This window comes from Actinoplanes regularis (genome assembly GCF_900188005.1).
Taxonomy (GTDB): domain Bacteria; phylum Actinomycetota; class Actinomycetes; order Mycobacteriales; family Micromonosporaceae; genus Actinoplanes; species Actinoplanes regularis.
The window spans coordinates 17,028-34,230 of the sequence record NZ_FZNR01000035.1 but is presented as its reverse complement, the minus strand read 5'-3'; the positions used below and the strand labels follow the sequence as shown (position 1 = coordinate 34,230).

Genomic DNA, 17,203 nt, shown 5'->3' with positions numbered 1-17,203 from the left:
CGGGTGGCGGTTTCACCCCGCCCGCGATCGCACCGCCTTCCAACCGTCGACCAGATCGGCGGACGGCCGGTGGCGAACTCTCTCGTCATGCGCCCAGCCGCAACCAGGAATTGAAGTAGATATATGCATACGGTGGACGGGTGAGTATTTCGATCGCCCTGGCGTGCGAGCGGTACGACCGCACGGAAGCGTTACGCGACGGCCGGGTGACGCCGGCCGGCGTGGACCTGACCTACCTGCCACAACAGGTCGAGGAGACGTTCTTCCGGATGGCCCGGTTCCGCGAGTTCGACGCCGCGGAGATGTCGCTGTCCAGCTACGTGGTGGGGCTGACCCGGGACGCGCCGTTCATAGCTCTGCCGGTCTTCCCGTCGCGGATGTTCCGGCACAGCGGCATCTACGTCTCGACGGCCTCCGGCATCGGCGAGCCGATCGCTCTGGCCGGCCGGCGGGTCGGCGTCGCCGAGTATCAGCTGACCGCCAACGTCTGGATCCGCGGCCTGCTCGCCGACGAGTACGCCGTGCCCGTCGAGTCGGTCACCTATGTCACCGGCGGGCTGCACGCCCCCGGGCGCACCGAGAAGGTGCACCTCGACCTCCCGCCCGATGTCCGCGTCGAACCGCTGGGCCCGGGGCGCACACTGGCCGGGGCGCTCGCGACGGGCGAGATCGACGCGCTCTACTCGCCGCGCACGCCGGGGTGCTTCGCCCGCGGCGATCGCGGGGTGCGGCGGCTCTTCGAACCGGCGCGCCCGGTCGAGGAGGACTACTACCGGCGGACCGGCATCTTCCCGATCATGCACGTGGTGGTGCTGCGCCGCGATGTGTACGAGCGCGACCGCTGGCTGGCACGGTCGCTGTACGACGCGTTCGAGCAGGCCCGGACGCTGTGCGTGGAAGGCATCGAGGAGACCGCCGCGGCGCGGTACATGCTGCCGTGGCTGCACGAGGAGGTGGCCCGCACCCGGGCGCTGCTCGGCGACGACTACTGGCCGTACGGGCTGGAACCCAATCGCCACGTGCTCCGGACGTTTCTGGACTACGCGTACGCCCAGGGGCTGGCGGCCCGACGGCTGGAGCCGGAGGAGCTGTTCGCCCCGGAGACGCTGGAGTCGCCGATCGTCTAGAAATTGACGGCTGACGATTTATCGCTAGGCTCGTCCGGTAAAAGAGGAACACGTGACTTGGGGGTATGACGTGATCCCCGTCCGCCGCGCGCTGGCCACCCTGCTGTCCGCCCTGCTGGTCACCGGCGCGGCGGCGTGCTCCGATTCCGCCGACGACTCCGTCACCCGGCTGGAGGTCGGAGTGGTGCCCGTCATCGACGTCGCCCCGCTCTATCTCGGAATCGCGAAGGGCTTCTTCTCCTCGCGGAAACTCGAGGTGACGCCGAAGCCGAGCCAGGGCGGCTCCATCATCATTGCGGCGGTGGTCGCCGGCAGCCAGCGCATCGGCTTCTCCAACAACACCTCGCTGCTCATCGCGACCGCCAAGGGCCTTCCGTTGCGCATAGTCGCGGCGGGAAACCAGGCGTCCGAGGGCGATTACGCGGCGGTCTTCGCACCCGGGGACAGCGCGATCGGCTCGCCCGCGGACCTCGCGGGCAAGAGCATCGCGGTCAACAACCTCAACAATGTGGGACCCCTGTCGATCAACGCGGCGTTGCAGGCGAGCGGTGTCGACATCGCCCGGATCAAGTACGTCGAGATCCCGTTCCCAGACATGGCTGCCGCCTTGGCACAGCGCCGGGTGGACGCGGTCTTCGCCGTGGAACCGTTCGCGAGCGCCATCAAGGCGGCCGGCGACGCGAAGCTGGTGCTGCGCCCCTATCCGCTGGTGGCGCCCCACTTCCCAGTCGCTTCCTACTTCACCAGCGAGTCGTTCGCGGCGTCCGATCCGGACGTCGTAGACCGCTTCCGGCAGGGGATGAACGAATCTTTGGCGTACGCACAGAGCCATCCCGACGAGGTCCGGGGAATCCTGCCGAACTACGTCAAACTCACGCCGGAGGTCGCCGCCCGCGTCGTGCTGCCCGAATGGAGCACCGACGTAGGCGCTCCTCTGCTGCGGCGTACCGCGGAGCTCGCGCTCAAGTACGGCTACCTGAAAACCGTTCCGGACGTGACCCGGCTGGTGGGCGGCTGAACCCGTACGTGCCGATCGGCGGGACCCGCAGGCACTCCGTTGACCATCGATGGCTCATGCCCGATAGCGCGGCCGTACGGCATGAGCGAACTGGGTGCGGTGCTGGGCCTGGCCAAGTCGAGCCCGACCGGCCTGGTGGACCGCAGCGAGCGCAGCGGCCTGGTAGAGCGCGGGCCCGATCCCGAGGACTCCCGTGCCGTCCGAGTTGAGGCCGTGGACGTGCAGCGGAGATCGGATTGCCGGGAGTCGCTAGGGTGACTGCGTGCAGAAGATCGACACCGGTGTGGTCGGCCGGGGAGTCGCTGTCGGAGCCGTCACGGGGGCCGTCACCGGATTCACCGTCCTGTGCCTCTTCCTCGTTGGTGGGTTGCTCGTCAGCGGCTACCGCGACGACGAGATCCGGATGACCGGGAACATGAGCGGTTTCGTGCTGGCGGCGATCGTCGGTGCCCTGGTCGGGGCGATCACGGGATTCGTGGCCGGTCTGGTCCTGATGCCGGCGGCAGCCCGGTTGCGCCGGCGTCCGGTCCTCGGCCGATCGGCCTGCGCGGCGGCGTGCGGTGCCGCGATGAGTCTGCCCTTCCTCGTGGCGGGTGTCGGGTGGGACAACTGGCCCGACCCGCCGTTGAGCTGGGCGGCGATCGCTCTGGTGGCTCTGACCGGCGCGATCGGCGCCTGGAAGAGCGGGTACATCCTGGCCGGCGTCCCCCGTACACGGACGCTGAAGGTCGACCCGTAAGCCAGGACCTGCCAGGCCTCTACCCTGGCAGGTCGATCCCCGAGCTCCCGCCCGGCGCGCTCAGGAGAAGCCGGTCGCCAGGTCGGCGACCGTGTGCGCGCCCAAGCCGGCGATCTGCTCCTCGGCGTACCGGCCGGCCACCGAGCGCACATGATCCTCAGCGGCCCGGGCCAAGCCGTCGTAGACGGCGGTGAACAGCTCGCGGGCCGGTTCCCGCAACCATCCCGGCGGCAGCAGCCGGGCGGGTAGCTGAGGGTCGAGAATGGGCAGCCGACGGTAGGTGTCCATCACCTCGGTGCGGGCGCGGACGGCCTCGGCGCCGGCGATCTGCCCGGCGGCCGCGCGAGGCGCGGTCGCGCTCCACTGGCGGATGAAGGATTCGTACTGCCGCGAGATGTCGCCGGTGTCCCAGGCGTCGAGCGGATTCCGGCGGCTCGCCGCGTCCAGTTCCACGTGCCGAGCGCGGAAGACGGTCAGGGTGCCGAGGGCGAGCTCGGCGAGCCGGGACTTGGCTTTCTCGCTGAGGTCGTGCGGGGAGATCCACAGTCCGTCGTACAGCGGCGCGAAGCCCATCCACCGCAGTTGGCCGCGCAGCCCCCGCCGCAGCGCACCTTCCTCCTGCGGCAGCGAGAAGGCGATCAGCGTCCACTGCTCGTCCCACGGCCGCGTTCCGACCGGCGAGACGATGGCACAGCCACCGACCACCAGGAAGGCAGCGGCCGCCGGGGTCAGCCGATAGGAGCTGCGCCGGCCCTGGCGGTGACTCTCGAGCACGCCGCGACGGGCGAGCCGGCTGATCGCCGTCCGGGCGCCCGCCTGACTGACCCCGGCCTCGGCAAGCAGGGCAACGATGGCCGCGGACGGTAGCCAGGCTCTCGACCGCAGCGTGTAGTCCGCCAGCAAGGTGACCGCCAGGCCCTGCGGCGAGTTGCCGGCCTGCCGCCGCGGCAGCCGCACCGGGCCGGTCGAGTCCTGCGGAAAGATCTCGTCGATGTCGTACGGGCTGGTCACATGGACGACTCTAAGGGTTCGCAACCCTACTTGATCGAGGATCGTCGATTGACAGTTTCCTGACCCAGGTGAAAGATATGTGTCACGCAATGGTGGCGGACCGGTTACCGCGGCATGTCATGCACCACCTCGGCGCGGCCTTCTCTCGGCCGGCGCGCCATGTGTGCCCCTATCCCCACCTGCCACAGCGGCAGCCTCCGCGCCGTCCTCCGCGCGGGCGGCCATCCCCGTCTGCGTGCGGGAAACGAAGGAGTCAAGCCATGAAGATCCGAAGAACGCTCCTGCTCGCCGCCGCGACCGCGCTGGCCGTCGCCGGGCTGGCCGTCCCCGCGGCGCGGCCCGCGTTCGCCGCCTCGCTGACCGAGGTCACGGCGTTCGGCGACAACCCCGGCGGCATGCGCATGCACATCTACGTCCCGGACAGCCGCCCGGCCAACCCCGCCATCGTGGTGGCCATGCACGGCTGCGGCGGCTCCGGGCCGGGTTTCTACTCCAGCAGCGAATTCGCCGGACTGGCCGACCGTTACGGGTTCCTGGTCATCTATCCCACCGCCACCCAGCAGGCCGGTTTCGGCAACTGCTTCGACACCTGGTCGGACGCCGCCAAACGCCGCGGCGGCGGCAGCGATCCGGTGTCGATAGTCTCGATGGTCACCTACGCCGAACGGCAGTACGGCGGCGACCCGAACCGGGTCTACGCGACAGGCAGCTCGTCCGGCGGCATGATGACCAACGAGATGCTCGCCCTCTACCCCGACGTCTTCAAAGCCGGGGCCGCGTTCATGGGCGTACCGTTCACCTGTTTCGCCAACGCCGCCGACTATCCCCCGGGCAGCAGCAAATGCACCGGCGGCGGCATGGACCGGACCCCGCAGCAGTGGGGCGACGCGGTCCGGCAGGCCTACCCGGGCTACACCGGCCCGCGCCCACGCGTGCAGCTGTGGCACGGCACCAGCGACACCCTCGTGCCGTACTCGCTGCTGCAAGAAGAGATCGAACAATGGACCAACGTGTTCGGGCTGAGCCAGACACCGGCCTCGACCGACACGCCGCAGTCCAGCTGGAACCGCCGCCGCTACACCGACAGCTCCGGGACGGTTCAGGTGGAGGCGTACAGCATCCAAGGCGCCGGGCACAGCCTGCCGGCCACCGGCATGGCCGCGTACGCGATCTCGTTCTTCGGCCTCACCGGCGGCACCCCGCCGACCTCCACACCGCCGTCGAACCCGCCGTCGAACCCGCCGGCCACGGGCGCGTGCCGCGTCGCGGCGACTGTGAACGCGTGGAACTCCGGCCTGACCGAAAACCTCGTCATCACGAACACCGGCGCCGCCGCCGTCAACGGCTGGTCGCTGGTCTTCACCCTGCCGGCCGGGCAGACCATCACCTCCGGCTGGAACGCCACCTACTCGCCGACCTCCGGCCAGGTGACCGCCAGGAACGCGGCGTACAACGGCGCCATCCCGGCCGGCGGATCGGTAACCGTCGGCTTCCAAGCCACCCACGCCGGAAACACCGGCACTCCGTCCACATTCACGCTCAACGGCACCGCCTGCAGTACGGCCTGAGGGCCGCATACCGGGGTGCCGCCGGACCATCCGCCGGCACCCCGTCCGGGCGCGGGGCCAGCGAGGCGACGGCATTGGCCTGCACCTCCGATCTGCGAGGATCATGAGCTCGGAAGAGGGTGGTCAACATCCCCTTCATTAACCATCTCGGCATCGAAGCCGAGTTCGTCGAGCGGGTTCCGGGTGCGTTGCAGCCGCAGTCGATCGATCTCGTCGGCGGCCTCTCCGATGGGTTCCTCGGCTGTCGCCCACATCTACGGCTCGTCGAAGCGCCGGCTCGCGAGATGGTGAGCCGAAGCTTGCATATCCGGTTCGAGATGCGTGGCGACCCATCCCGACCCCAGCTTCTGTCATATTCGTCGAGATCTGCCCGGTCCCGGCATTCGATCGTGCCGTCAGCGAAAATCAGCAGGTCCGTCAGAAAACAGGTGGGGCCGTCGCGGATGAAATCGGCCGCCAGAGGCCCTCGATTTGTTCACCATTGACGACCCGATACGTTCTCTTGTTAACCCGCTGGTGCGATGCGAGCCGCTTCTGAATGGCTGATCTTGAGCGGATCGCACACCTCGATCCAGTCGTCGCGTTCGGATTCTGTCGACGTCGCATTATGGTCGTGGCGAAATTTACCCACGCCAAGCGCCCGGTCGACCCCGCGAGGGTCGACCGGGCGCTTCGTCTGCTCGCCGCCGGCGGCGGTGACGGCCTGGTGCCAGCCGACCGGACCGTCGGTCAGAAGGGCTGGAAAGAGCTGATCCGGTCGTTTGCGCCGGAGCCGACGTTGGCGCTCGAGCCGCCTGCGCCCATGCAGAACAGCTGGCCCTGGTAGTTGATGTCGTTGTAGAAGCAGACGGTGCGACCGGTGCGGTTCCAGATCGAGGTGGTGAGGTCGTTCATACGATCGCCGATATTGCGTACGAATAGGTTGCCCTCGGGATAGAACGTGTAACGGCCCTCATAGTTGCCGTCTCCCCAGAGGCAGAGGTAGCGATCGGGGCAGTCCCTGTAGTCGGCATGCGCCGCTCCTGTCGCGGCCGTCTGCACGGCGGCGCCAGCGATGAGGGTAAGCGCGGCCAGCGCGGCGGCCCGGATCATTTTGCGCACGTTAAAACCCTCCCATGGGTCTTATGTGGGATGTCTCACCGATCGGTGAAGACCTATCTACTGTCGGATAAGGTCGACCGCGTGAACAGGACGTCCACCGGACGTCGACCGGACGTTTTGAATGGATCTTTTTGGTGCCGGTCTCACCTGTGAGCGACCTTGTCGCTTCGATGTCCAAGCATCGAAATGGTCGTCGAAAGGGACACTGTTGATCGGAAAACTGACGCGTACATACCGCGGCCGGCTGGCTATTTCGCAGGAGGAACTCGCGGAACGGGCGGGCGTCAGCTCCCGAGCAGTCCGGGCCATCGAGACAGGACGCAGGACACCCCGACCGGCCACCGTTCGGCTACTGGCGGACGCGCTGAGGCTTTCCGGGCAGGAACGGGACGACTACTGCGCGAGCATCATGGAGCCGGCGGAGACGCCCACCGATCCGGATGAACCGACCGCGCCGGTGCTGGACGATCCGGCACAGGCCCGCGTACCGCGCGGACTTCCACTTCCGGTGTCGACGTTCGCCGGTCGCGGCGCCTACCTGGACCAGTTGACTGCCCTGCTGAACGACGGGAGACCCGGGGCTGTCGTGGTATCGGGCACCGCCGGCGTCGGCAAGACCACCTTTGCCGTCCACTGGGCCCACCAGAACGCGGACCGGTTTCCGGACGGGCAGCTTTTCGTGGATCTACGAGGATTCGGGCCGGCCGGGGCCGCCGTGAGCCCCGGTGCGGCGATCCTGGGCCTCCTCCAAGCCTTGGGAGTCCCGGCGGGGAAGATCCCCGCAGACCTCGCCGGGCAGGTCGCCCTCTACCGCACTGTCCTGGCCGGCCGGCGAATACTCGTGCTGGCCGACAACGCCCGCGATGCCGAACAGGTCCGTCCGCTCATCCCCGGCACCTCGGATTGTCTGGTGCTGGTCACCAGCCGGCGACAGCTCACCAGCCTGGTCGCCGTGGAGGGCGCGATCGCCGTCCCCCTGGATCTACCCACCCGCGACGAGGCGCGAACGCTCCTGACCGCGAGGCTGGGTGCGCGCCGGGTGGTCGCCGAACCCGCGGCGGTCGACGCGATGATCGACTGCTGCGCCCGCCTCCCGCTGGCGCTCGCCGTTGTCGCCGCCCGCGCCATGCTACGTCCGCACTTCTCTCTGGCCAGCATCGTTGAGCAGTTGGGCGGCGCCGACAATCGGCTTGACCGGCTGCAGGGCGGCGACGCGGTCAGCGACGTGCGGACCGTCTTCTCCTGGTCGTACCGACAACTGCATTTGGCGCAACGACTCTTCCGGCTACTGGGCCTGCACCCGGGCCCGGACATCGACGAAACGGCGGCGGCCAGCTTGGCGAGCAGCACCGTAGAACAGGCCCGAGCGGCGCTGACGGAGCTCGTCGACTCCAGCTTGATCACCGAGGTCGCTCCCGGGCGCTACGCGGTCCACGATCTCATGCGAGATTATGCCGGCGAGCTCGGCGACCGGACCGAAACTCCGTCGGAGCGGAACTCGGCGGTGCGGAGGATGCTCGACCACTACCTACAGGCCAGTCACGCCGCTGCCCAGGCGATGGAAGTGCACCGCCGGCCACCGATGGTTCCGGCATTCTCAGGTCCGGCACCCGTCGTTCCACCCGCCAAACACGACCCGACCGACTGGTTCACGGCTGAGATCGCCACACTGCTCGCCGTCACGCGGCTCGCCGCGGAGGGCGGCTTCCACACGCACGTCTGGCAGTTGGCGGCAAACATGCACACCTTCCTTCACCGCCGGGGCAACTGGCACGAGGCGATTGCCGCCCACCGTCGGGGGCTGCGGGCGGCGGAGCGACTCGGGGACGTGGTGGCACTGGCGTACATGCACCACTTCCTAGGCCGGGCGATGGTGGATGTAGATCATGTACAGGCGCGCCACCATCTGGAACAGGCGTACAAGGGGTTCAGCGACTTGGCCGACACCGCGGCGGCGGCCCGGACGCAACAGATCATCGGTATCACGTTCGAGCGGCAGGATGACCCCGAGCGCGCCATGCAACACTTACATCTGGCCCTGCAGATGGCCGCATCCGTCGACGACGCGTTCCTTCAGGGCCGCCTGCTCAATGGACTCGGTTGGTTGTACGCACTGCTCGGTGACTACGTCGAGGCTCGCGCCCACTGTCAGCGGGCGCTGGCCCTGATGACCCGAATCGGTGACGACGACGGTGCCGCTGACGCCTGGGACAGCATCGGTTTCGCCCTGCACCATCTCGACGACCACGCGGGGGCGGTGCACTGCTATCAGCAAGCCATGGTGCTGTACCGCGCCCTCGGCCACCGCTACTACCTGGCGCAGACCCTGATACACCTGGGTGAGACACAACGGGCCGCTGGTCAGGCTGACCTGGCACGCCAGGCATGGCAGGACGCGCTGGAGATCTGCACCGACCTGCGTCATCCGGACGGCGAGCGAGTACGCAACATGCTCGCCGAGCTGACCGTTCCCACCGGAGACCGCCCGCGGCAACGTCGAGTGAGTACGCGATAGATCGTCTGCACGACTCTGCCGGTCGGGCAGGCATCGTCTGGGCCGGCCACTACGACGAGGCCGTGAAGTGCAGACCGAGTTCTGTCATGCCGTCGGTGGTGACCGCCTTCAGGTCGAACGAGTCCGCTGTGCCGGAGATCCGGGAACCGGCGGCCAGCGCCAGCGGCATCGGTAGTTGGCCCATCTCCGGTCGACAGGGAATGAGCGGCTGCTGGTTGTTGAACAGGTTGATCGCGGCGGCCTCGTTGAGATGCGGGTCGGTCAGCTCGCCGGTGAACCTGGTGCCGTTCGTGGTCAGCCGCCAGTAGGTCAGGGTGACCGGGCCGCTGCCCGCGTTCAGCCGGACCGCCGAGTCGAGGCCCACCGCCCCGACCGCTGCAAGGTCGTTGGTCGCGAACGCCAGGTGGAACCTGTTCGGCTCATCGGTGATCGGACTACCGATGATCAGCTTGCCGGGCATGGCGTAGTCGTAGGTGCCGGCCAGGCGCTTTGAGACATTGGGACCGCAGAAGTCGTAGATGCGGACGGTCCCGGTCAGTGACCCGGTGCGGGTCGTCTCCCCGGCTGCGGCCGCCGGAGCAACGGACGCCGCCAGAGCCAGCCCCACGGTGGTCAGGACGGTGACAACGGTACGGATCGGCTTCATGAGAGGCCCCTCCTGTGGAATGCGCTCCAGGACCATGGACCGCAGGCGAACATCGGTTGCCTGGTTTGAGGGCGCAGACGGCCGGAATGTCTCACCAGCCACCCATACGAGTGACGGGTGGACTTCTGGAGCACGGTTGGCGGTGGCGAGTGCCGTTGCCGGTGTCAGCCCGGCACTGGCCGCAGGTGGTGCTCCGGCGCGTGGACGAGTTGGCCGGTAACGAACGTTCGCGAGCCATTCGGACGCCCCCAAACGGCGATCCGGGTCTCCGGAGCTCACGAGGGGCTGGAGTCGATCATGCGAAAGGAACGCTACTCGTGTCCCCGAGCCGCTGGTCAGCGTGCCGTGGCGGAGTGGGCGCAGCGGTCGGCGGACCAGCCGGCCGCCGCAAGCTCGGCCACCACGGCAGTGGCGGCGGCGTCGGGGACCTCGAGCCGGACCACCAGGCGGCCGTCGTCGTCGAACTCGGTCCCGGCCGGGTCCGCGGTCACGCCGTACGGCGCCGCGGTCCACAACAGCCGACCCAGGTCGCCGGGGGTGCTGTCCAGGACCACCCGGAGCGGGGTACGGGCCGCGGCCGGCCGGGTCCGGAGCGTACCGGCCGCTCCTCGTTCCAGCAGGTCGGTGACCGTACGCAAGGCCTCGCCCCGCGCCCCCGCACCGGGCCCGGCGAGGACCTCGACCGCGGCCAGCAACCGGGTGAGGTCACCGCACACCGCACGGAGCACGGCCGCGATCGCCGGAGCGTTGGACCGGACGATGTCGGTCCACAGCCCCGGCTCACCGGCCGCGATCCTGGTGACGTCCCGGACGCCCTGCCCGGCCATCGGCTCCGTGCCGGCCGGGCCCTCGTGCAGGCGGGCCGCGGTCAGGCTGGCCATCAGATGTGGGACGTGCGAGGTCAGCGCCACGAGGCCGTCGTGCGCCCGGCTGTCCAGCCGCAGCGGCACCGCTCCGCAGATCTCGGCCAGCGCGGTAGCGCTCGCCAAGGCCTCCGCGCCGGTCCGCTCGGACGGGCAGAGTACCCAGGTCTTGCCGAGGAACAGATCCGCGGTGGCGGCCATCGGGCCGGATCGCTCCCGGCCGGCCATCGGGTGTCCACCGACGTACGCCGCGGGATCCGGGGCCAGCCGCAGCACGTCGCGTTCCGGTTCACCCTTGACCCCGGCCACATCGGTGTAGCTGCGAGCCGCCCGTTGTTGCTGCGCGTCCCGCAGCACCGGGCCGACCTGTGCGGGCGGCACCGCGACCAGCGCGAGATCAACCGGGTGCCGGGGCGGCTCGGCCAGGCCCGCACCGAGCGCCTCGGCCAGCCGGGCCGCGTGAGCGTCGATGTCGTCCAGGAAGACGGTGACCCCGGCGCGCCGGGCCGCCAGCGCCACCGACGTACCCACCAGGCCCGTTCCGATCACGAGCAGACTGCGAACCATCGAACACCACCGCCCTCGATCGTCGGCTCCGGTTACACCGCACCATGTCCAGCCGATGTTCGCCAACATGCCCGCTCGCGCCTACAGTCCGCCACGTGCCTCCCGACCCGGGACGGAAGCCGAGGAGGGCCGGATGGATTTCACGACCGCGCCGAAGTCCGGCAGCGTCGGCGACGCCGGACACCGTGCTGCCTCGTGAGGTGTGGGACTTCGTCGCCGGGGGCAGCGGCCGGGAAACCACGCTGGACGCCGACCGGGCCGCGCTGGACCGGGTGTTTCGTGGTGCCTCGCGTGCTGCGCGACGTCTCCTCCTGCGACACCGCCTCGACGCTGCTGGGACGGCCGGTGGCACCATTCCTGGCCGCCGCCCCGGTGGCGTACCAACGGCGGCTGCACCCGGACGGGGAGAACGCGGCCGCTGATGTAGGGTCTGGCCGCCGGGGGCGAGGCCGAGGCACGGCGGTGTTCACCGCCGAGCTGCACGACGCCATGGGGTTGGCCACGCCGGCACCGTCGTGGTCGGCGATGAACGTGTCGATCTGCCCCGGGTCGTGGGTGAGGTCCGGCTCGATGATGGTGAAGGTGACGCCCCGGGATCGGCTCTGCACCACCTTGGAGAGCATCGCCTGCCGCCCGACGAAGATCTGCTCCTCGAAGGCGTGCTCAAAGTCGGACACCCGGCAGTGCCGGTCGACGGCGTCGTCCAGCTGCCCGGGCGGCAGGCAGACGGCCAGGTGGTCCACGTCACGCAGGAGCCCGGCGCGGCACCGCGCCCGACCGCCTCGGTGAACGCCGCGGTGGCGTCGTCGACGGCGAACCCGACCACCGCCCGGTATCCGGGCCCCCGCGGCCGTGGGCGGTGAAGCCGAATCCGGTGCAGAACCGGGCGGCGGCCGCGTCGGCGCCCTCGGTGAATACCTCCAGGTGGTCGATCGTGCGTATTTCAATGTCATAGGTCTCCATCGTCCAACTAGGGGTAATTCGTTGCTTGGACAGCCCCACGGACGGCCTGCCGGACGCCCCGCCGGGAGGTCGCCGGCCGGCCCCGATGGCGACTGGTCTCGGCGTCGATGAAGGCCACCAGCCGGGTGATGCCCTCGTCGATCTCCTCGGGTGACAGGTAACCGACCGAGAGCCGCATCGCCGTAGTATCCGGCCGTCGTCTGGTCCACCATGGCGAAGCCCACCCGCGTGCCCGGGAAGATCGTTTTCGAGTGCGACCAGAGATGCACCACCGAACGATGCCGGTCCAGCGCCTTCGGTGTCGGCACCGCCTCACCCGGGCTGACCAGGCGGTACGGGGTGTCCTCGAGGATCAGCAGGCCCGTCAGCGCCGCCAGGTCGAACAGACGCTCCGGGTCCGGGACCGACAGCCTGGAGCCGGACGGGTTGGCGTGGTCGGGCACCAGGTAGAGCGCCCGTGGGCGGCGGCCCGCTCGGCCCGGATCGCCGCCTCCAGACCGTCCAGCGGGCGGCGATTGTCAGGGTTTCTCGCCCGCGCTCGACGATGCCTCGCGGGCGACGGAAACACCGCTCCAGGTGTCGTGATCGATCTTGCGAAGCCGTTCGTCCTCGTTCTGGGTGATGCGTGCGCAGGAGAAGCGCAGCACTGGCGGGGCCATCACCGACGTGACGACGGCGACCAGCACGACGATCGTGAACGTCGCGGTGCTCAGGACGCCCAGCCGTAGGCCGGTGAGCGCCACCACCACCTCGACCACGCCGCGGGAGTTCATGCCTGCGCCGATCGCAAGGCCCTCCCAACGGCTCAGCCGGCTCAGCCTGGCACCGGCGTACACCCCGGCGAACTTGCCGACGATCGCAACGAACAGAACGACCACCGCACCGAGCGCGACCTTGGGGTCGACCAGCGCGGTCAGATCCATGCGCAGGCCCGCGGTCGCCAGGAAGAGCGGCGCCAGCACGCTGAGCACGACGGTACGCAGCGCCGCCAGCTTCGCCTGGTTCGCCGCCTTGGGCAGGCCGACCAGGATGCCGGCCACGAAGGCGCCGAAGATCGGTTCCATGCCGAGCGCCTGGGTGATCACCGCACCCACCAGGACCACGACGACGGCGGCCACGATGCTGGATCCGGGCGCCTCGCTGCGGTCGGCCAGCCGCATGACGCGGCGGACCAGCGGCCGGCCGACGAGCACGGCCAAGATGACGAAGCCGAGCAGATAGGCGACCGCCTTCGCGATGTTGCCCCCGCTCAGCCCGGCGGTCGCGGCCATCGACACCACGGAGAGCAGGAACCAGCCGACCGCGTCGTCGATCGTGCCCGCCGCCAGGGTCAGCTGGCCCACGTCACGGTGCAGCAGCCGCATGTCGGAGAGGGTTTTGGCGATCACCGGGATCGCGGTCACGCACAATGCGACGCCCATGAAGCCGGCGAAGACCAGTCTGTCGTCCACCACGTCACCGCTGAGCCAACCGGAGAGCAGATAGCCGACGCCGAGGCCGAGAGCCAGCGGCAGGAGGAGGCCCCCCAGGCTGATCCGCGCGGCGGTGGCCTTACGCCGCCGGACCATGGCGACGTCCAGGTGGGTTCCGGTGAGGCCGACCAGCAGCAGGATGCCGATCTGGCCGACCGCGTCCAGCAGGTGCATCTGCTCGGGAGTACGCGGGAAGATCCAAGCGGTCACCCCGGGCGCGATGTGGGCCAGCAGTGAGGGCCCCAGGATCACGCCGGTCGCCAGTTCGCCCACGATGGCCGGCAGGTGAACCCGTTCCGCGAGGCGGGCGAGAAGCTGCGCGACCAGCAGCAGGGTCGCCACCGCGACCAGGAACACGAGCAGCGAATGTCCACCGAGCGATGCCGGGGGTGCTTGGAACGTCATCTGACGACTCCTCAATTCGAACCGAAGTCTCCTGAAGGTCAGGTCCCGGACCAGTTCGGGGAGCGCTTCTCCGCGAAGGCCCGCGGCCCTTCGACCGCGTCGGTGCTGTGCCGGCGTTGATCAGGCCGTACGAATGGGCGGTCCCGGCGTCCATCCGCCGCCCGGTCAGCGGATGGCTCATGGCCACCTTCTGCGGCAGTTGGCGGATCAGCAGGAACACTCCGCCGGCGGCCGGGACCAGGCCCAGCCGGACCTCCGGCAACCCGAATTCCGACCGGTCGGAGGCGATGATCAGATCGCAGGGCGAGGGTCAGTTCGAAGCCGCCGCCGAGGGCGTACCCGTCGACCCCGGCGATCACCGGTTTGCTGAAACCGAACCGCTCGGTGAGCCGTGGCCATCCGGGCCGGCCACGGCCGCCGAACGAGGACGCCGGCGTGCCCCGCCGCGTCACGGCGGGCACGTTCCTTGAGGTCCTGGCCCACATGCGCCGCTTGGACGACAACAGTTTCTTGACCGGCTGGGCAGTCATCTCGAAACCTCCGAGGAATTCCGAGCGACCTGACACCGAGACGTTAGGTTTCAAAATTCATCAGCGTCAAACGACTGTCCAACCGCCCAGGCGGAAGAATCTCGAATAAATCGGGCGCGGATCAGTAGCCGGCTCACCGCAGTCCGGAACGGCTGCGCACGTTGAGCTTGCGATAGACCTTGGTGAGGTGCTGCTCGACGGTACTCACAGTGATGAACAGACGCTCGGCGATCTGGCGGTTGGTGCTGCCGGCCGCGGCGAGCGCGGCGACCCGTTGTTCGGCGTCCGTGAGTCCGGCGCTGTCGTCAGTGGCCGCGGGCGACGGCTCCCGCCGGTTCCAGCCGGGGGCCTCCTCATCGGAGTCCACCGGCTCCGCGGCCGGCGGCAGGGGCCGGGATATCTCCAGCCCGAGCGGCCCGGCCGCGATCCCGGTGGCGTCGACGCCCCATTTCGCGGTCAGCCCCAGGCAGGACCGGGCGTACATCAGGGCGCTCTGCGGATGGCCCATGGCCAGGTGGCACCAGCCGAGGGCCAGCAGGTACGGCACCGCGAACGGGGTGTCGAACATCGCGGGCGGCACCGGAACCGCGAGATACGACCGGGCCGCGTGCGTGTCGCCCAGATCGGTGCTGGCACGAACCGCGACCGACATGGGCAGGCCCACCACCACGCCCCACGCCGCCGGCGGTACGGTGCCGAACACCTCCCGGATACCGCGCAGAGCACCGCTGCTGTCGCCGGACCTCAGCAGCGCCACCGACTCGACCGTCCTGATCATCACCCGCCGCATCGGCGACCGGTGGATCCACTCCTCCTTCAGCAACCGGTCGCACCAGGAGACCACCTCGTCCAACCGCCCGGTCTGCACCAGGAGGACGAGGGCGTAGAGGGCGGGCGTCAGCGGCGCTCCGGCCCGGAGGCCCAGCAGCATCCGGTCGGGCCGATCCGTCGGCGCGCCGTCGAAGATCAGGCTCGCCGCCGAGCTGAGGTAGGCGGCCGCCGCCATCGCACCGGATTGCGCCAGCTGCGAGTCGACCGGTGGGCGGCTCTCGTCGCACAGTCCCGCGCCTCCGCCCACCTGGCAGAACAGGGTCCAGAGGTGCGCGAGGGTGGAGTCGCCGTAGTCCTCATCGTCGACGAGCCACAGCAATTCATCGGCCTGTGCGAACTCACCCCACCAGAGCAGCTGGTTGACCGCGATCAGGGTTTCGGGGCCGGTGATCAGGCCGGCCCGGGCGTCCTTGCCGAGCTCGTCGAGCCCGCGCGCCGCCCGGCTGGGATCGGTGTGCCACAGCGCCTCCGCGAGATGTACGCCGGCGTAGGCCCGCTGCGACTCGTCGGCACTCGCGCTGACGGCGTGCCGCAGGCTGAGCACCGCGCTGTCCACGTCACCGGACGCCAGCGCCTCGCGGGCCGCCTCGCAGAGGATGCTGACCCGCCACGACGCCTTGCCGCCGTCCTGCGCGGCGATCAGTTGCTCCGCCACGGCGTGCGCCGGCGCGCCGCTCTGATGCAGCAGCACGGCGGCGCGGCTGTGTATCTCCGGCAGACTCGGCCCGGGGATGCCGGCCAGCACCGCGGCACGGATGTGCGGGTGCCGGAACGACTTCCGTTCGAGCAGGCCCATCTCCCGCAAGTCCCGGATGCTCTCGCCGACCAGGGCGACGTCAACGCTGCCGAGTTCGGCGACCAGTTCCGGGGCCGCGAAGTCGCCGAGGACCGCCATCGCCCGCGCGACCTCGGCGGTCGATGACGTGCACCGGTGGAGGCCGCGCAGCACGGCCTGCCGGAAATTCGGGCCGGGCTCACCACCGACCGGGCCGGGCGCCGTGACGAGATCGTCGATCAGACCCTGCAACAGCAGCGGGACCCCGCCGGTGACCTGGGCACAGAACCGCGCGTAGGCGCCGCCGGATCCGGCGCCGAGGCGCTGGTGCAGTTGCTCGGCGATGTCGTCGCGGGTCAGCGGGGCGAGCCGGACCCGGTGACAGAACGGCAGGTGGAGCAACTCGGCCCGCAAGTCCACCATGTCGCGCTCATACGAGGTGCTCTCGTTCACGACCACGACCGCGGCGGTCGTCTCGATCCGCCGGATGAGGTAACTGAGGGCCCGCAGCGACGGCTCGTCGACGAAGTGGACGTCGTCGACGCCGACGACGACCGGACACCGGGCGGAGAAGTCCCGGAACGCGGCGCTCACCCGGTGCATCATCTCGAAGAAGTCCTCGTCGGCGCCCAGGCCGCCGGGAAGTGGATCCGCCATTCCGGCCACGCACATCGACTGGATCAGACGCGCGAGAACGCCGTACGGATGCAGACGCTCGCGTGCCGAGCCGGTGACCACGAAAGCGCGGCCGTCCCGGCGTCCGGCACATGCCGCCATCTCCTGCAACAGGGCCGTCTTGCCGCTACCCACCGGACCGCTGATGAGCAGCACCGCGCCCCTGCCATCCCGAGTGGACGCCTGGCACACCTGATCGAACAAGAGCAATGTCGAGTTCCGCCTACTCAGTGTCACAGGCTCCCCCGCCGGACATCATCGCTACCGCATGGGATCGAATCCTACCGAAGCGTCGCAAATGAGGGAAACGCTGATCTACCGCGGACACAGCCGACTTTTCCCAGGTCAAGTGCAACATCCTGGATCGGCGCCGGGAACCTCAAAGATCTCTGGAGGT

At 69.4% G+C, this 17,203-nt stretch carries 15 protein-coding genes and 1 pseudogene; 7 read left to right on the top strand and 9 right to left on the bottom strand.

Going from position 1 to position 17,203, the window contains the following annotated elements:
- The first annotated feature begins 140 nt into the window (after positions 1 to 140).
- From CHC09_RS42485 to CHC09_RS42470, 4 genes are all read left to right on the top strand, one after another.
- A complete protein-coding gene (locus CHC09_RS42485) occupies positions 141 to 1,127 on the top strand; it encodes a substrate-binding domain-containing protein (protein ID WP_089298948.1) in 987 nt (328 codons plus the stop codon).
- A 52-nt stretch (positions 1,128 to 1,179) separates the two neighbouring features.
- Complete coding sequence (locus tag CHC09_RS42480) at positions 1,180 to 2,145, top strand: ABC transporter substrate-binding protein (RefSeq protein WP_089298947.1); 966 nt, start codon at positions 1,180 to 1,182, stop codon at positions 2,143 to 2,145.
- A gap of 81 nt (positions 2,146 to 2,226) precedes the next feature.
- Entirely contained in the window at positions 2,227 to 2,403 is a 177-nt protein-coding gene (locus CHC09_RS42475) for a MarR family transcriptional regulator (protein WP_143232903.1), read from the top strand.
- A 4-nt stretch (positions 2,404 to 2,407) separates the two neighbouring features.
- Positions 2,408 to 2,884, top strand: coding sequence for a hypothetical protein (locus CHC09_RS42470; protein WP_089298946.1), 477 nt, complete (start codon positions 2,408 to 2,410; stop codon positions 2,882 to 2,884).
- A 60-nt stretch (positions 2,885 to 2,944) separates the two neighbouring features.
- Here the strand turns inward: CHC09_RS42470 and CHC09_RS42465 are convergent, their stop codons facing one another.
- Positions 2,945 to 3,895, bottom strand: a complete 951-nt coding sequence (locus tag CHC09_RS42465) for a PaaX family transcriptional regulator (protein ID WP_089298945.1) — start codon at positions 3,893 to 3,895, stop codon at positions 2,945 to 2,947.
- 260 nt (positions 3,896 to 4,155) lie between these two features.
- Between CHC09_RS42465 and CHC09_RS42460 the strand changes: the two genes are divergently transcribed.
- Positions 4,156 to 5,463, top strand: coding sequence for an extracellular catalytic domain type 1 short-chain-length polyhydroxyalkanoate depolymerase (locus tag CHC09_RS42460; RefSeq protein WP_089298944.1), 1,308 nt, complete (start codon positions 4,156 to 4,158; stop codon positions 5,461 to 5,463).
- 101 nt (positions 5,464 to 5,564) lie between these two features.
- Here CHC09_RS42460 and CHC09_RS46980 read toward each other — a convergent pair whose 3' ends face one another.
- Both CHC09_RS46980 and CHC09_RS42455 read right to left on the bottom strand, forming a co-directional pair.
- Positions 5,565 to 5,717, bottom strand: coding sequence for a hypothetical protein (locus tag CHC09_RS46980; RefSeq protein WP_179277530.1), 153 nt, complete (start codon positions 5,715 to 5,717; stop codon positions 5,565 to 5,567).
- Positions 5,718 to 6,192: 475 nt separating this feature from the next.
- Entirely contained in the window at positions 6,193 to 6,555 is a 363-nt protein-coding gene (locus tag CHC09_RS42455; RefSeq protein ID WP_089298943.1) for a peptidase inhibitor family I36 protein, read from the bottom strand.
- A gap of 217 nt (positions 6,556 to 6,772) precedes the next feature.
- Between CHC09_RS42455 and CHC09_RS42450 the strand changes: the two genes are divergently transcribed.
- Positions 6,773 to 9,079 carry an ATP-binding protein gene (locus CHC09_RS42450; RefSeq protein WP_179277529.1) on the top strand — a complete coding sequence of 769 codons (2,307 nt, stop codon included), beginning with the start codon at positions 6,773 to 6,775 and terminating at the stop codon, positions 9,077 to 9,079.
- Positions 9,080 to 9,128: 49 nt separating this feature from the next.
- Here CHC09_RS42450 and CHC09_RS42445 read toward each other — a convergent pair whose 3' ends face one another.
- Positions 9,129 to 9,725: a hypothetical protein gene (locus tag CHC09_RS42445; RefSeq protein ID WP_089298941.1), complete on the bottom strand. Its 597-nt coding sequence runs from the start codon at positions 9,723 to 9,725 to the stop codon at positions 9,129 to 9,131.
- Between the two features lie 335 nt (positions 9,726 to 10,060).
- Positions 10,061 to 11,155: a prephenate dehydrogenase gene (locus tag CHC09_RS42440; RefSeq protein ID WP_089298940.1), complete on the bottom strand. Its 1,095-nt coding sequence runs from the start codon at positions 11,153 to 11,155 to the stop codon at positions 10,061 to 10,063.
- On the opposite strand from CHC09_RS42440, the gene CHC09_RS48995 reads away from it, so the two are divergent.
- Positions 11,048 to 11,944 (top strand): alpha-hydroxy-acid oxidizing protein, encoded by an 897-nt coding sequence (locus tag CHC09_RS48995; RefSeq protein WP_373872024.1) that lies wholly within the window; start codon positions 11,048 to 11,050, stop codon positions 11,942 to 11,944. The two genes, CHC09_RS42440 and CHC09_RS48995, sit on opposite strands and share 108 nt — an antisense overlap.
- Before the next feature lie 181 nt (positions 11,945 to 12,125).
- Here CHC09_RS48995 and CHC09_RS46975 read toward each other — a convergent pair whose 3' ends face one another.
- The 4 genes and pseudogenes from CHC09_RS46975 to CHC09_RS42415 all read right to left on the bottom strand — a co-directional run bounded on the left by CHC09_RS46975 (position 12,126) and on the right by CHC09_RS42415 (position 16,998).
- Positions 12,126 to 12,296, bottom strand: a complete 171-nt coding sequence (locus CHC09_RS46975; RefSeq protein WP_179277528.1) for a hypothetical protein — start codon at positions 12,294 to 12,296, stop codon at positions 12,126 to 12,128.
- Positions 12,297 to 12,636: 340 nt separating this feature from the next.
- The gene (locus tag CHC09_RS42425) at positions 12,637 to 13,995 is read right to left on the bottom strand and encodes a cation:proton antiporter (protein WP_089298938.1); all 1,359 of its coding nucleotides are present in this window, start codon (positions 13,993 to 13,995) and stop codon (positions 12,637 to 12,639) included.
- 124 nt (positions 13,996 to 14,119) lie between these two features.
- Positions 14,120 to 14,284, bottom strand: a pseudogene (locus CHC09_RS48990) (enoyl-CoA hydratase-related protein); the annotation flags it as partial.
- 374 nt (positions 14,285 to 14,658) lie between these two features.
- Entirely contained in the window at positions 14,659 to 16,998 is a 2,340-nt protein-coding gene (locus CHC09_RS42415) for a helix-turn-helix transcriptional regulator (RefSeq protein WP_275407978.1), read from the bottom strand.
- Positions 16,999 to 17,203 lie beyond the last annotated feature (205 nt).